Annotated in this window: 14 protein-coding genes and 1 pseudogene; 4 read left to right on the forward strand and 11 right to left on the reverse strand. The window is 69.8% G+C overall.

Going from position 1 to position 14220, the window contains the following annotated elements; translation table 11 throughout:
* Positions 1 to 127 precede the first annotated feature (127 nt).
* A complete protein-coding gene (locus tag CS1GBM4_RS02485; protein WP_186417106.1) occupies positions 128 to 643 on the forward strand; it encodes a hypothetical protein in 516 nt (171 codons plus the stop codon).
* A gap of 34 nt (positions 644 to 677) precedes the next feature.
* On the opposite strand, the gene CS1GBM4_RS02490 is transcribed toward CS1GBM4_RS02485, so the two are convergent.
* Together CS1GBM4_RS02490 and CS1GBM4_RS02495 are read right to left on the reverse strand one after the other, a co-directional pair.
* Entirely contained in the window at positions 678 to 1112 is a 435-nt protein-coding gene (locus tag CS1GBM4_RS02490) for a hypothetical protein (RefSeq protein WP_186417107.1), read from the reverse strand.
* A 58-nt stretch (positions 1113 to 1170) separates the two neighbouring features.
* Positions 1171 to 1758, reverse strand: a complete 588-nt coding sequence (locus CS1GBM4_RS02495) for a TetR/AcrR family transcriptional regulator (RefSeq protein WP_186417108.1) — start codon at positions 1756 to 1758, stop codon at positions 1171 to 1173.
* An 87-nt stretch (positions 1759 to 1845) separates the two neighbouring features.
* Here CS1GBM4_RS02495 and CS1GBM4_RS02500 point away from each other — a divergent pair, with 87 nt between their 5' ends.
* The gene (locus CS1GBM4_RS02500) at positions 1846 to 2667 is read left to right on the forward strand and encodes a crotonase/enoyl-CoA hydratase family protein (RefSeq protein ID WP_186417109.1); all 822 of its coding nucleotides are present in this window, start codon (positions 1846 to 1848) and stop codon (positions 2665 to 2667) included.
* Positions 2668 to 2678: 11 nt separating this feature from the next.
* On the forward strand, positions 2679 to 3098 hold the full coding sequence (locus CS1GBM4_RS02505; RefSeq protein ID WP_186417110.1) for a DUF1330 domain-containing protein: 420 nt from the start codon (positions 2679 to 2681) through the stop codon (positions 3096 to 3098).
* Positions 3099 to 3125: 27 nt separating this feature from the next.
* Here the strand turns inward: CS1GBM4_RS02505 and CS1GBM4_RS02510 are convergent, their stop codons facing one another.
* From CS1GBM4_RS02510 to flgB, 9 genes are all read right to left on the reverse strand, one after another.
* Entirely contained in the window at positions 3126 to 6248 is a 3123-nt protein-coding gene (locus tag CS1GBM4_RS02510; RefSeq protein WP_186417111.1) for an efflux RND transporter permease subunit, read from the reverse strand.
* A 9-nt stretch (positions 6249 to 6257) separates the two neighbouring features.
* Entirely contained in the window at positions 6258 to 7439 is a 1182-nt protein-coding gene (locus CS1GBM4_RS02515; protein ID WP_186417112.1) for an efflux RND transporter periplasmic adaptor subunit, read from the reverse strand.
* A gap of 76 nt (positions 7440 to 7515) precedes the next feature.
* Positions 7516 to 10020 carry a PAS domain-containing sensor histidine kinase gene (locus CS1GBM4_RS02520; RefSeq protein ID WP_186417113.1) on the reverse strand — a complete coding sequence of 835 codons (2505 nt, stop codon included), beginning with the start codon at positions 10018 to 10020 and terminating at the stop codon, positions 7516 to 7518.
* An 84-nt stretch (positions 10021 to 10104) separates the two neighbouring features.
* Complete coding sequence (gene flhB, locus CS1GBM4_RS02525) at positions 10105 to 11172, reverse strand: flagellar biosynthesis protein FlhB (protein ID WP_186417114.1); 1068 nt, start codon at positions 11170 to 11172, stop codon at positions 10105 to 10107.
* Positions 11173 to 11184: 12 nt separating this feature from the next.
* Positions 11185 to 11943, reverse strand: coding sequence for a flagellar biosynthetic protein FliR (fliR, locus tag CS1GBM4_RS02530; RefSeq protein WP_186417115.1), 759 nt, complete (start codon positions 11941 to 11943; stop codon positions 11185 to 11187).
* A 77-nt stretch (positions 11944 to 12020) separates the two neighbouring features.
* Positions 12021 to 12287: a flagellar biosynthesis protein FliQ gene (fliQ, locus tag CS1GBM4_RS02535; protein ID WP_186417116.1), complete on the reverse strand. Its 267-nt coding sequence runs from the start codon at positions 12285 to 12287 to the stop codon at positions 12021 to 12023.
* A 36-nt stretch (positions 12288 to 12323) separates the two neighbouring features.
* Positions 12324 to 12656: a flagellar hook-basal body complex protein FliE gene (locus tag CS1GBM4_RS02540; RefSeq protein ID WP_186417117.1), complete on the reverse strand. Its 333-nt coding sequence runs from the start codon at positions 12654 to 12656 to the stop codon at positions 12324 to 12326.
* Positions 12657 to 12735: 79 nt separating this feature from the next.
* Entirely contained in the window at positions 12736 to 13146 is a 411-nt protein-coding gene (gene flgC, locus CS1GBM4_RS02545) for a flagellar basal body rod protein FlgC (protein WP_186417118.1), read from the reverse strand.
* A gap of 23 nt (positions 13147 to 13169) precedes the next feature.
* Positions 13170 to 13556: a flagellar basal body rod protein FlgB gene (gene flgB, locus CS1GBM4_RS02550; RefSeq protein WP_186417119.1), complete on the reverse strand. Its 387-nt coding sequence runs from the start codon at positions 13554 to 13556 to the stop codon at positions 13170 to 13172.
* A gap of 223 nt (positions 13557 to 13779) precedes the next feature.
* Between flgB and CS1GBM4_RS02555 the strand changes: the two are divergent.
* Positions 13780 to 14220, forward strand: a pseudogene (locus CS1GBM4_RS02555) (flagellar biosynthetic protein FliO); the annotation flags it as partial.

Raw genomic sequence — 14220 nt, forward strand, 5'->3', positions numbered from 1 at the left:
GCGCCGAGGAGAGGACTATGGTCATGGTTTGTTCTCATGGGCAAGTTCTTTTTTTGTTCTCGCTCCAGCCGATGCCGGGCGTCCGCCGGCGCGGGGGAGGCGGCGGGGCCGCGGCGTGCGGGGCGTGATGCGCAGATCCCTGGCACGGCTTCTCCTCGTCCCGCTCGATCTCGTCGTCGGCGTCGCCATCCTGGTCGACGAGCTGCTGCGGCCGCTCTACCGGCCGCTCGTCGCCTGGTTCGCCTCGCTCAGGCTGGTGGCGCGGCTGGAGGCGGCGATCGCGCGGCTGCCGCCCTATGGCGCGCTCGTCGCGCTGGCGGTCCCCTTCGCCGTCGTCGAGCCGCTCAAGCTGCTCGGCCTGCTCCTCCTGGCGCGCGGCGCGTTCACGGCCGGCGTGGTGACGACGGCGATCGGCCATCTCGCCGGCTTCCTCCTGGTCGAGCGCGTCTACCAGGCCGGCCGGGCGCAGCTCCTGACGATTCCCTGGTTCGCGCGGATCATGGGCTGGATCGACGCGATCCGGCAGGCGGTGATCGGGCGGATCAGGGCGAGCGCGGTGTGGCGGCGGGCGGTCGCGCTCGGGCAGGCGGCGCGGCAGCGTCTGCGCGGCCTCAGGCTCTGGCTCGCCAGCCTGCGCGCCTGACGGAGACCGGGCGGGTGCCGCTGCCGGCGGGAGGTCAGTCCGGGCCGGCCTGCCAGGCGGCGGCGAGCCGTTCCAGCTCGAGCGTGTAGCAATAGAGCGCGAACACGATCGCGAGGAGCGGGCCGGAGCGCCAGAGCTCGGCGGGGTCGTAACCGCGCGACGCCAACTCCGGCAGATGACGCAGGAAATAGATCGAGGCCAGCGCGCCGCCGACGATCGCGCCGAGGCGGGCGGCGAAGGCCAGGAGATGCCCGAGCACGAGGCTGCGAAAGCCTTTCGGCACCGGCAGGCGGCGCAGCCGCGTCCAGTAGCAGATCTGGCCCAGCAGCATCGCGAGCACGACCTCCGCCAGGATGCCGGCCGGCAGCGCCTGCCGCTCGCCGAGCCGCTCGACCAGGATGCGGAAGGCGGCCTGGATGTGGAAGTGGATCACCAGCGCGCAGCCCGTCTGCACGACCAGCAACAGCATGTAGGCGAGAACGGGCCTGCGCGTGATGCGGGCACGATAGAAGGCCGCCCGACTCCGATCAAACCGCCTGGCTTCCGCCCGCGGCCGCCGCCAGCGCGGCGGCGGCTCGGCCGGCCGCCTCGACATAGGCCGGATCGCGATGGACGAGCATGACCGAGAAGGCGCCGTCCATCAGCAGCACGACCTGGCGGGCGAGCTCGTCGGGCGCGTTCGCGCCATGGCCGGCGCAGGCGCCGGCGAGCCAGCGCTCGAAGCCGGCCTTGTGGCGCGCGCCGATCCTGATCGCGGGATGGCCGGGAAGATTGGCGAGCTCGGCGGCGGTGCGCAGGAAGCCGCAGCCCTTCCAGCGCGGATGGCGGGCCGAGCGGGCGAGATTCTGGAAGATCGCCTCGATCTTCTGCGGCAGCCCGCCTTCGGCCTTGTCGAACCATCCGGCCATCAGCTTGAGATTGGGCTGGTCGCGCGCCTCGAGATAGGCGGCGACGAGCGCGTCCTTGCTCTCGAAATGATAGTAGAGCGTGCGCTTGGTCACGCCCGCTTTCTCGGCGACCGCGTCGACGCTGACGGCGCGGATGCCCTCGCCATAGAAGAGCTTGCTGGCGGCCTCGATGATGCGCCTGCGGGTCGGGCTGTCGGGTTCGGCCATGCCTTCATGTATACCGTATAGGTAGTATACATCGTCAAGTCTCGGGAGCAGCCTGCCGGTTCCTGAAACCGGAAGGAAGCCAAGGCCATGCCCGACAATGATCCCGTCCTGATTCAACAGCGCGAAGCGATTGCGACGCTGACGCTGAACCGCCCCGACAGGCTGAATGCGCTGAGCTACGGGCTGATCGACCGACTGCTCGAACTGCTCGATGCCATCGAGATCGACCCGTCGATCCGGGCGGTGATCCTGACCGGGGCGGGCGAGCGCGCCTTCTCGGCCGGGGGCGACATCCACGAGTTCTCGCGGAGCGTCGCGGCCGGGCCGGAGCAGGCGGTGCGCGATTTCGTCCGCCGCGGCCAGGCGCTGACGGCGCGGCTGGAGGCGTTCGGCAAGCCGGTGATCGCGGCGGTGAACGGGCTCGCCTATGGCGGCGGCTGCGAGGTCACCGAGGCGGTGCCGCTCGCCATCGCCAGCGAGCGGGCGATGTTCGCCAAGCCCGAGATCAATCTCGGCATGCCGCCGACCTTCGGCGGGACGCAGCGCCTGCCGCGGCTGGCGGGCCGCAAGCGCGCGCTGGAGCTTCTCCTGACCGGAGATCCGTTCACGCCGCGGCGGGCGCTGGAGCTGGGGCTGGTGAACGCGGTGGTGCCGCACGAGGACCTGCTTCCGGCGGCGCAGGCCCTGGCCGCGCGCATCCTGCGGCATTCGCCTTTGGCGGCGGCGAGCATCCTCACGGCGGTGACGCGCGGCATCAACGCCAGCATCGCCGAGGGGCTGCTGATCGAGAGCGAGCAGTTCGCCCGGATCGTGCCGACGGCCGATCTGCGCGAGGGGCTCGACGCCTGGATGGCGCGGCGGATGCCGGCCTATTCCGGCGACTGGTCGAACGTCGTCAAGACCGGCTGAGGGAGGCGGGGATGGGCGAGCATACGCGCTTCAGCCGCGAGGCCTTCGCCGCCTTCCGCGCCGACGACCGGCCGGGGCCCGTGCAGATGCTGAACCTGATCCGGCTTCATGCGGAGGCGCAGTATCCGGACGGGCCGCATGGCGGCGGCCACGAGGCGTTCGCGGCCTATGGTCGGATCAGCGCCCCGGTGCTGGCGCGGCTCGGCGGGCGGATCCTCTGGCGCGGCGGCTTCGAGCAGATGCTGATCGGCCCGGAGGGCGAGCGCTGGGATGTCTGTTTCATCGCGGAGTATCCGAGCGTCGAGGCCTTCGCCGCGCTGTTCCGCGATCCGGTCTATCGGGAGGCGATGGTGCATCGGCTGGCGGCGGTGAGGGACTGCCGCCTGGTCCGGTTGGCATCGGCGGAGCCGGGCTCGACCTTCGCCGGTTGATCCTTTCGGCCGGCCGCCTGCGCTTCGTCAGGCCGGCTTGCCGATGTCCGTCACCTTGGTGGGCGCGGCCGAGTCCTTGCCGCCGAGCCGGCGCGAGAGCTCTTCCATGACGAGGAAGATCACCGGGGTGATGAACAGGGTCAGCACCTGCGAGACGATCAGCCCGCCGACCACGGCGAGGCCAAGCGGCTGGCGCAATTCGGCGCTGGCGCCGGCACCGATCGCGATCGGCAGGGCGCCGAGGATCGCGGCCAGGGTCGTCATCATGATCGGCCGGAAGCGGCGCAGGCAGGCTTCGCGGATCGCGGTCCGGGGCAGCTCGCCGGCGCGCTGCAGTTCGAGCGCGACGTCGATCATCATGATCGCGTTCTTCTTGACGATGCCGATCAGCATCAGGAGCCCGATCACGGCGATGACCGAGAGGTCGAGGCCGAAGAGCTTCAGCGTCAGCAGCGCGCCGAGTGCCGCCGCCGGCAGGCCGGTCAGGATGGTCAGCGGATGGATGAAGCTCTCATAGAGGATGCCGAGCACGATGTAGATCGTCAGCACCGCGCCGGCGATCAGCAGGCCCTGATTGCCGAGCGATTGCTGGAAGGTCTGGGCGACGCCGGCGAAGCTGGTGGCGATCTGCGGCGGCAGGCCGAGCTGCGCCTTGATCGCGTCGACGCGCTGCACGGCCTCGCCGAGCGCGCGGCCGGCGGGCAGGTTGAAGGAGAGGGTGACAGCCGGGAGCTGGCCGAGCTGGTTGACGGTGAGCGGGCCGGCCTTGCGCTCGATCCGGGCGAAGGAACCGAGCGGCACGAGCGCGCCCGAGGAGGCGCGGAAGCGGATCTGGTCGAGCCGTCCGTCCGACCAGGCGATGCTGGGGTCGAACTCGATGATGACCTGATAGCTGTCGCTGGTGGTGTAGATCGTCGAGATCTGGCGCACGCCGAAGCCGGAATAGAGGCTGGAGCGCAGCACGTCGGCGGTGATGCCCATGGATTGCGCCTTGGCGCGGTCGACGACGAGGTTGGCGAGCAGGGCCTTGTTCTGCAGGTCGCTGGTGACGTCGACGAAGAGCGGATCATGGCGCATCGCCTCCAGCATCCTGCCCGACCAGTCGGAGAGCGCCGCCTGATCGATCGACTGCATCACGAACTGGTACTGGCTCTTGGAGGCGCGCGCGCCGATGTTGAGGTTCTGCACCGGCGACATGTAGGTCGCGATGCCCGGGATCGCCGCGAGCTGGCGGCGCAGTTCGCCAAGCAGCTGCTGCAAGGGCGGTCGCTCCTCCTTGGGCTTCAGCTCGACGAAGAGCCGTCCGGCATTGAGGCTGCCGGAGGAGCCGCCGGAGCCGATGCTCGAGGCGACATGGGCGACATGCGGCGAACGCCGGAAGACCGCCTCGACCTGCTGCTGCAAGGCGGACATGGCGTCGAAGGAGATGTCCTGGCGCGCCTCGGTCGCGACCTGGAGCTGTCCGATATCCTCCTGCGGGAAGAAGCCCTTGGGGATGGTCACCACCAGCCAGGCGCTGGCGGCGACGCTGGCGAGGAAGAGCATCAGCACCGTGCGGCGGTAGTCGAGACTGAGGTCGAGGCCGGCGCGATAGGCGCCGAGCAGGGCGTCGAAACCGCGTTCGAGGATCGCGAGGCGGTCCTTGCCGTCGCCGGCGCCGCGGGCGGCAGCGCTCGCGCCGAGCCGGGCGCACATCATCGGCGTCAGGGTCAGCGAGACGAAGGCCGAGGCGAGGATGGCGACGGTGACGACCACGGCGAACTCGTTGAAGACGCGCCCGATCACGCCGCCCATCAGCAGCACGGGAATGAAGACCGCGACCAGCGAGAGCGAGATCGAGACGATGGTGAAACCGATCTCGCTCGCGCCCTTCAGCGCCGCGTCGAAGGCGGAGAGACCGTCCTCCTCCATATGCCGGACGATGTTCTCCAGCATGACGATGGCGTCGTCGACGACGAGGCCGACCGCCAGCGTCAGGCCGAGCAGCGAGATATTGTCGATCGAGAAATCAAGCAGGTACATCGCCCCCAGCGTCGCGATCAGCGAGATCGGCACCGCCACCGCCGGGATCAGCGTCGCAGTGAAGCGGCGCAGGAAGAGGAAGATCACCGCGACGACCAGCACGATCGTCAGGCCCAGCGTGAACTGCACGTCCTCGACCGCCTGGCGGATCGAACTGGAGCGGTCGTTGAGCAGGCCGAGCGTGGTCGCCGGCGGCAGCAGCGACTGCATCTGGCCGATCGCGGCCCTGACGCGGTCGACGACCTCGACCGTGTTGGCGTCGGGCTGGCGGAAGACCGCGACCACGAGGGCGCGCGAGCCGTCATACCAGCTGGCGAGCTGCAGGTTCTCGACCGAGTCGATCACCCTGGCGACGTCGCCGAGCCGGACCGGCCGGCCGTCGCGGGTGGCGACGATGATGTCGGCGAACTGCGCGGCGTCGGCGAGCTGGGTCTGCGCCTCGAGCGTCAGCTGCTGCGGGCCGGACTGCAGGGTGCCGACCGGCGTGTTGGCGTTGGCGGCGGTGATCGCCGCCTGCAATTCGTTGATGCCGATGCCGCGGGCGGCGAGCGCAGTCGGGTCGACCTGGATGCGCACGGCATATTTCTGGCTGCCGAAGATCTGGACCTGCGCCACGCCTTCGACGGTGGAGAGCGTCGGCGAGAGCACCTGCTGGACGAAGGCGTCGATCCTGGAGAGCGGCGTGACCTCGCTCTTCAGCGCCAGGAGCAGGATCGGCGCGTCGGCGGGATTGAACTTGCGATAGCTCGGCGGCGTCGTCATCTCGGCCGGGAGCTGGCGCTGGGTGCGGGCGATCGCGGCCTGGACGTCGGCCGCCGCCGCATCGATATCGCGGTCGAGCGCGAACTGGATCGCGATCGAGGTCGACCCCTGCGCGTTGGTGGTGGCGATCGAGTCGATGCCGGCGATGGTGGCGAACTGCTTGATCAGTGGCGTCGCCACCGAGGTCGCCATGATCTCCGGCGAGGCGCCGGGCAGTTGCGCCGAGACGTTGACGACCGGGAACTCGGCCCGCGGCAGCGCCGCGACGGGAAGCGAGCGCCAGGCGAACAGGCCGCCGAGGATGAGCGCGCACGACATCAGGATCGTCGCGACGGGGTGGCGGATGCAGAAGGCCGAGACCGACATGGCGCGCCCTCACGGACTGGCGGTTTGCTGGCCGGCCAGCCTGACCCGGGCGCCGGGCGCCAGCCGCGACTGCCCCTCGGTGACGACCTTCTCGTCCTGCGACAGGCCGGAGGCGAGCGCCGCGACGCCGTTCTCGTTCGAGGCCACCTTGACCGGCCTCGCCTCGACCGTGCCGTCGGGGGCGACGACATAGACGAACGGGCCCTTCTGGCCCTCCTGCAGGGCGACCGACGGGATCGTCAGCGCCGCAGGCAGGGTGCCGAGCGCGACCACGACATCGACATACTCCCCAGGCCAGAGCCGGTGCGGCTCGTTCGTGAACAGAGCCTTCACGCCGACCGTGCCCGAAGGGATGTCGACCGCCGAATCGATGAAGGAGAGGTCGCCGGTGCCGAGTTCCTCGTGCGTGCCGGAGGCGAAGGCGGTCACCCTCGCCGGATTCTGCGCCGCGGCCGCCGTCCGCAGCAGGGCGAGGTCGCGCTCGGGCAGGGTGAAGGCGACGCGGATCGGGGCGAGCTCCGTCACGGTGACGAGGTTGGCGCTGGCGTCGTTGGCGCGCACCGCGTTGCCCGGCGTCGCCGTGATGGCGCCGAGCCGGCCGGAGATCGGGGCGGTGATCCTGGTGTAGCCGAGCCGGACGCGGTCGAGCGCCAGCGTCGCCTCGTCCGCCTTGATGGCGGCGGCGGCGACGGCCTCGTCGGCGGTGGCCTGGTCGAACGCCTGCTGCGTGCCGGCGCCCTTGTCGACGAGGCTCTTCTGGCGGGCGAGATCGGCGCGCTTCTGCGCCAGGGTCGCCTTGTCGCGCTCGACATTGGCCTCGTCGCGGGCGACCTGCGCCCTGAGCTCGCGATCGTCGAGGTGAAGAGCAGGTCGCCCTGCCTGACCTCCTGGCCCTCCCTGACGTGCTGCTCGGCGATGACGCCGTCGAGCCGGGACTTGACCGCGACGATCGCCGCCGGCTCGGCGAAGCCGATCGAACGGCGCGTGACCGGCACTTCGGCGCGCGCCGCGAGGATGGTCGTGACCGGGGTCGCCGGCGCCTCTGCGCGCCGTTCGGCCCGGGCCGGCTGCGGGCCGTCCTGCTGCCTGATCACGCGATAGGCGGCGAGGGCGGCGGCAGCCGCCGCGAGGGCTATGACGGCGTAACGTTTCATCGGCGGTCTCGGCGCAGCGCTGTCGAGGACGCGCCACTGTAGAGGCCGGGCGTGGCGACGAGCCTGTCCGCCGGATGAACTCTTGGTAATGCCGGCGGCGGCGGCCGGCGCGCTCAGGCCATCGCCGCCTTCACCGTCTCGACGAGCTGCTTCATCGTGAAGGGCTTGGGCAGGAAGTGGAAATCCTCGCCCTCGGGCAGGTTCTTGCGGAAGGCTTCCTCGGCATAGCCGGAGACGAAGACGACCTTGGTCGCCGGGTTGCGCTTGCGCAATTCGCCGAGCAGCGTCGGGCCGTCCATTTCGGGCATGACCACGTCGGAGATGACGAGGTCGATCTTGCCCTCGTGCTGCTTGAACAGATCGAGTGCCTCGACGCCGGAGGCGGCTTCGTGGACGGTGTAGCCGCGCGAGACGAGCATGCGGGCGTTGAGCGCGCGCACCGCGTCCTCGTCCTCGACCAGCAGGATGACGCCGGCGCCGGTATGGTCGGCGGCGGCCTTCTTCGGCGCCTCCCGGCTGGCGGCCTCGGCCGCGATGTCCTCCTCGGTCGGGACATAGCGCGGCAGGAAGATGCGGAAATTCGTGCCGCGGCCGACGACCGAGTCGCAGAAGACGAAGCCGCCGGTCTGCTTGACGATGCCGTAGACCATGGAGAGGCCGAGGCCGGTGCCCTTGCCGACCTCCTTGGTGGTGAAGAACGGCTCGAAGATCTTTTCCAGATGCTCCTGCGGGATGCCGGTGCCGCTGTCCTCGACCTCGAGCAGGACATAGTCGGCGGCGGGCAGGGCGTCGTAGCCGAGCTCGCCGACCTCGCCGGCCGGCACGTTGCGGGTGCGCACCTGCAGCTTGCCGCCGCTCTGCATTGCGTCGCGGGCGTTGACGGCGAGGTTGACCACGACCTGCTCGAGCTGGCCGAGATCGGCCTTGACCGGCCAGAGGTCGCGCCCCTGGCGGACATCGAGCGAGATCTTGTCGGCGACGACGCGCTTCAGCATCAGCGAGAGATCGGAGAGCACGTCGCCGAGCGCCAGCACCTGCGGGCGCAGTGTCTGCCGGCGCGAGAAGGCGAGCAATTGCCGGACCAGCGAGGCCGCCCGATAGGCGTTCTGCTTGATCTGCATGATGTCCGGGAAGGACGGATCGGTCGGCTTGTGGCTGGCGAGCAGGAACTCGGAGGCGTTGATGATGACCTGCAGCACGTTGTTGAAGTCGTGCGCGATGCCGCCGGCGAGCTGGCCGACCGCCTGCATCTTGCCGGCCTGGTCCATGTTGTCCTTGAGCTTGCGCTCGGCGGTGGTCTCCAGCGCGTAGACGATGGCGCGCTCGCCGTCGGCATCCTCGCTCGCCGGAACGGGCGAGAGATAGAGCCGGGCCGAGCGGCCGTCCTCGCCGGCGAGCGTCACGTCGAGTGGCGCGATCTCGCCCTTGCCGGCGAGCGCCGCCTCGAAGGCCTGGGCGAAGGCGCCGTTGCCGTTGACCAGCTCCTGGATCGTCGCCGGCTGGGCGCCGCCTTGCGTCAGGCGGGCGAAGGAAGCGTTCGAGCGCAGGATCGCGCCGTGGCGGTCGACGGTCGCGATCGCCATCGGCGTCGCATGGAAGAAGCGGGCGAAGCGCGCCTCGGCGTCGGTATGGCGGTCGGCCCCGGCCTCGCCGGCGGCGCGGTTGAGCACCAGCGTGCGCGAGGCCCCGGCGCGTCCGTCCTGGCCGAAGGCGACCTGATGGTGCAGCCGGACCGGCAGCGACTGGCCGTTGCGGCGGCGCAGATCGACGTCCAGCACCTCGATGCGGACATCGCCGGGCTGGCCGCGAATGGCCTGGATCAGCGCTGTGGCGTTCGGCGAGGCGATATCGTCGAGCTGCAGGCCGCCGGAACCGAAGCGGGCGAGATCGTAGTCGAGCCAGCCGGCCAGCGTCGCGTTGAGATAGGGCACCTCGCCATCGGCGTCGATGGAGAGGAAGCCGGCCGGAGCGTGGTCGAGATAGTCGATGGCGTGCTGGAGTTCCTGGAAGGCGTTCTCCTGGCGCTCGCGCTCGGGCGTGATGTCGGCGACGCTCCACAGGCAGGCGGGCCGGCCTGCGCGCGTGATCGGCGAGACGCGCACGCGATACCAGCCGACGGCGCCGCGCTGGTTCAGCGCCGGCTCGAGCCGGATCTCCTCCGACAGCCGGCGGCCGGCACGGGCGGCGGTGGCGAGGCGGTAGATCGCCTCCGAGACCTCGGCCCGGCCTTTGAACAGACGCTCGACCGGCGTGATCTCGCTGGCATTGCGGGCGCCGGCGAGGGCGAGATAAGCCTCGTTGGCGTAAACGATGCGGCTGTCGCCCTCGCTGACGACGATGCCGTCCTCGGCGCCGTCGACGATCGCCTTGGTCAGGTCGTTGCGCGCGGCGCGCCCGGCGAACTGGACCAGCCCGATCGCGAAGGCGAACAGGGAGAAGACGCCGACGACGGAGAGCAGCGCGAGCAGGCCGAGGATCAGCGGCTGCGCCCATTCGTTGGCGATGAAGCCGAGCGCGATCGCGGCGCCGACCAGGAGGCCGGCGACCAGAAGGATGATCCCGACATGGCCGGGCCGGTCGGAGCGGTCGATCGCGGTCGATGCCGTGCTTGCGCTCATTGCAGCGGGTCCGTTTCCTTCAATCGCCCGTCAGCGGTGGGTCGAGGCCGGCAATAGCCCAGGAAGGCCGGCCCAGCCAGCGAGTTAGGCGCGCCGGCGCTTCAGGCGCAAGACGTATCCGATGACTTCCGCCACCGCCTGATAGTGTTCGACAGGAATTTCGTCGTCGACCTCGACGGTGGCATAGAGGGCGCGGGCGAGGGGCGGGTTCTCGACGATCGGGATGCTGTGCTCGCCGGCGACCTCGCGGATCTTGAGCGCGATCGCGTCGACGCCCTTGGCGAGGCAGACAGGCGCGCCCTGGCCCTGCTCGTATTGCAGGGCGACGGCGTAGTGGGTCGGGTTGGTGATGATCACCGTCGCCTTCGGCACCTGCGCCATCATGCGCGAGCGGGCGCGCTGGGCGCGCAGCTGCCGGAGCTTGGCCTTCACCTCGGGATTGCCCTCGGTGTTCTTGTATTCGTCCTTGAGTTCCTGCTTGGTCATGCGCTGGCGCCGGTACCAGCTGAAGCGCTGGTAGCCGAAATCGCCGATGGCGATGATCGCGAAGATGGCGAGCACCCCGGCCATCAGCTTGACCGTCAGGACGAGGACGGCCGGCAGCAGGGCATGCACGTCCATCTGGGCGAAGCCCTGGAGCCGGTCACGCTCGCCCCAGAGCACGAGCCAGACGCCGACGCCGACGAGGAGGATCTTGGCGAGCCCCTTGGCGAAGTTGACCCAGGCTTCCTTGCCGAAGATGCGCTTGGCGCCGGCCATGGGCGAGATCCGGTCGAATTTCGGCATCAGCGGCTCGGTGGTCCAGAGCGGCTTGTGCTGGATCAGGGCGCCGGCGAGCGCGGCAAGCAGGATCAGACCGAGCGGCACGACGAGGGCGCCGAAGCCGGTCATCACCGCCTTGCTGGTGACATGGAAGAGGGCGCCCGCGTCGTCGGAGACCTGATGGGCGTTCATCAGGAAAGAGCGCAGCGAGAGCGCGGCGTCGCGGGCGGCGCTGCCGGCGCCGATCAGAAGCGCCAGCGTGAAGCCGCAGAGCACGAAGAAGGTGCCGATCTCCTGCGAGCGCGCGACGTCGCCCTTCTCGATGGCTTCGTCGAGCTTTCGCTGGGTCGGTTCTTCCGTGCGGTCTTCGTTCTCGGCGCCCTCGGCCATGCCCGAGCCTCCTCAGCCGCCGATGAACTGGCGCAGGAAGGCGCCGAGATCGTCGAGGAAGACGCCCATCATCACGCCGACCGCGGCGAGCAGTACCAGCATGCCGCCGAGGATCGAGGCGGGAATCGCGAGGAAGAAGACCTGGAGCTGCGGCATCAGCCGCGCCAGCACGCCGAGGCCGAGATTGAACAGCAGCCCGAAGACGATGAACGGCGCGGAGATCTGCACCGCGAGCGCAAAGCCCTGCGTCATCGCCTTGAGCGCGAGCGTCATCACGTCGCCGATCTCCGGGAAGCCGCCGGGGGGCAGCAGCCGGTAGCTCTCATGAATGGCGCCGAGTGCGAGGTGATGCAGGTCGGCCGCCAGGATCAGCGTGATGCCGAGCATGGAGAGGAAGTTGGCGAGAGACGGGTTCTGCAGGCCGCCGGTCGGGTCGACGGTGATGGCGAAGCCGAGGCCGAGCGTCTGGGCGATGATGAAGCCGGCGGTCTGCAGGGCGCCCATCAGCAGGCGCACGCTGGCGCCGATGACGAGGCCGACCAGGATCTCGCTGATCAGCAGCCCGCCCAGCCCGGCCGGGTCCTGCGGGATCGCGATCTGGCCGCGCGCCATCGGCAGGATGACGAGGGCGAGGAAGAAGGCGAGCGCGAGCCGGCCGCGCGAGAGGATGAAGCGCTCGCCGATGCCCGGCATCAGCATGACGAGAGTGCCGACGCGCGCGAAGACCAGCACGAACAGCGCGCTGATCTCGGGCAGGATGGCGATCTGCATCGGGCGGACCCGGCTCCCGCGCCAGCATGGCGCGCCGGCCTGAGTCCGCGAGAAGGACGCGCTGGCCGGCGCAGGACTCATTCGCCCGTGGCGATTCGGACGGCGACCCTGCCCATATAACCCGCCAGGGCGTCGCCCATGAACGGCAAAAACAACAGCATGGCCGCGAAGACGGCGATGATCTTCGGCACGTAGACCAGGGTCTGCTCCTGGATTTGCGTCAGCGCCTGGACGAGCGAGACGACGAGGCCGACGACGAGCGCGATCAGCATCAGCGGCGCCCCGGCCTTGAGGAAGACGAGGATGCCGTCGCGGGCGACGTCGAGGATGGCTGCGGAGGTCATCGGCTGGCGTTCCGTTCGGCGTTGGGCGGCGGGCCTTCAGACCGGCATCCGCATGATTTCCTCATAGGCGGCGATGACGCGGTCGCGCACCGCCACCAGCGTCTCGATCGCGGCCTCGCTCTCGGCGACCGCCGTGACCACGTCGACGACGTCGGAGCGGCCGGCGGCGACATTGGCGGCCTGGACGTCGGCCAGGCGGGCGCTCTGCGCCGTCGATTCCAGCGCCTTGCCGACGAGGGCGGAGAAGTCGGGCAGGCCGGCGCCGGCGCCGGCGAGGCCGCCGGTCGAGGCCGGCTTCTTCATCAGGCCGCTCGAACCGAGCCCCTGCATGGAGGCGTAGGCGCCGGCGGCGAAACTCGAGGTGGTCATCGGATCAGCTCCGCTGGTTGGTTCGGCGCGAATTCTGCCGCTCGGCTGGTTCCCGCCGAACGGCACGCGCGCTGCCGCGTCAGACGCGCAGGATGTCGATGGTGCGCTGGATCATCCGGCGCGTGGACGAGATCACGTTGAGGTTGGCCTCGTAGCTGCGCTGGGCCTCGCGCATGTCCATGGTCTCGACCAGGGAGTTGACGTTCGGCATGCGGACCTGGCCGCTCGCGTCGGCAGCGGGGTGCCCCGGATCGTATTTGGACCGGAAATCGCTGCGGTCGCGGCTGACGCGGCCGAGTTCGACGACCTGGGCCTCGAGCTCGCGGTCGAGCTTGCCCTGGAAGGTGACGATCTTGCGGCGATAGGGCTCGACCCCGGCGCGCTCCGGCGAGGAATCGGCGTTGGCGAGGTTCTCGGCGATGACGCGCATGCGGCCGGCCTGGCCCTTCAGGCCGGAGGCGGCGACGGCGAGGCTCTTGAGCAGATCCATGATGCGGCTCCTGCGCGACCCGGTTAGCGACCCTTGCCGATCGCGATCTTCATCAGCCCGAGCCCCTTGCTGTAGAGCGAGGCGGCGAGCTGGTAGTCCGACTGGTTCTGCGCGACCTTCATCATCTCGTCCTCGAGGTTGACGCTGTTTCCGCTCGGGGTGGTCTCGAAGCGCTTCGGATCGCGCGGATCGAAGCCGCCGCGCTGGCCGGAAAGGCCGAGATGCAGCGGCGAGGTCTGGGCCAGGGTCACGCCGCCATTGCCGGGCGGGGAGGGCGCGCGCAGGTCGTGCGGCTTGAAGCGGGGCGTGTCGGCATTGGAGACGTTTTCGGCGAGCAGCTTCTGCCGGGCCTGGTGCCAGTGCATCCGCGTCTTCAACGCTCCCATCAGGTTCAGGCCGTTCTCCGCCATGGCCGCCGATCTCCCCGGCGGCCGCGCGCCGCACTGGGTAAATATTGCCGGGTGCATGGTTAACGTGCCGTTAATTCCGCGCGATCCTCAGGATGATGTTAACCATCCGCTAACCATGTTTCTCGAATTGCCGGAGCTTATGGTATAGCCAACCCCGTCTATCCGTCTGAGCGCCCTTACAAAGAGCGGTCGGCGGCTGTCGCGTCGCTTCATGAGGCAGACCTTGCAGACTCTGTTTGGCTTCGAACTTTCCTCCGGGCTGCGTTGGTTCATCGCCTTCGCGATCGTGCTGCTCCTGGTCGCGCTGCTCGGCTTCTTCCTGCGGCGGATGAGTGGCGGCCGACTGAAGTTCAAGGGCCAGGGCGGGGGCCGCGCGCGCCAGCCGCGTCTCGGCGTGGTCGACGTCTACGATCTCGACCGGCAGCGCCAGCTGATCCTCGTGCGGCGCGACAATGTCGAGCACCTCGTGATGATCGGCGGCGCTTCGGATGTCGTGGTCGAGACCAACATCATGCGCAGCGGCGGGCGCGTCGCGATCCCGACGCCGGCCGAAGGCCTGGCCGAACGGCCGCTGGCGTTCGAGGCCGAGCCGCGCCAGCCCGCGGCGGAGGAGCCACGCCCGCTGCCGCCATCGCCGGCTCCGGCGCCGGTCGCGGCCGCACCG

The organism is Allobosea sp. CS1GBMeth4, from assembly GCF_900185715.1.
In the GTDB taxonomy this organism is placed as follows: domain Bacteria; phylum Pseudomonadota; class Alphaproteobacteria; order Rhizobiales; family Beijerinckiaceae; genus Allobosea.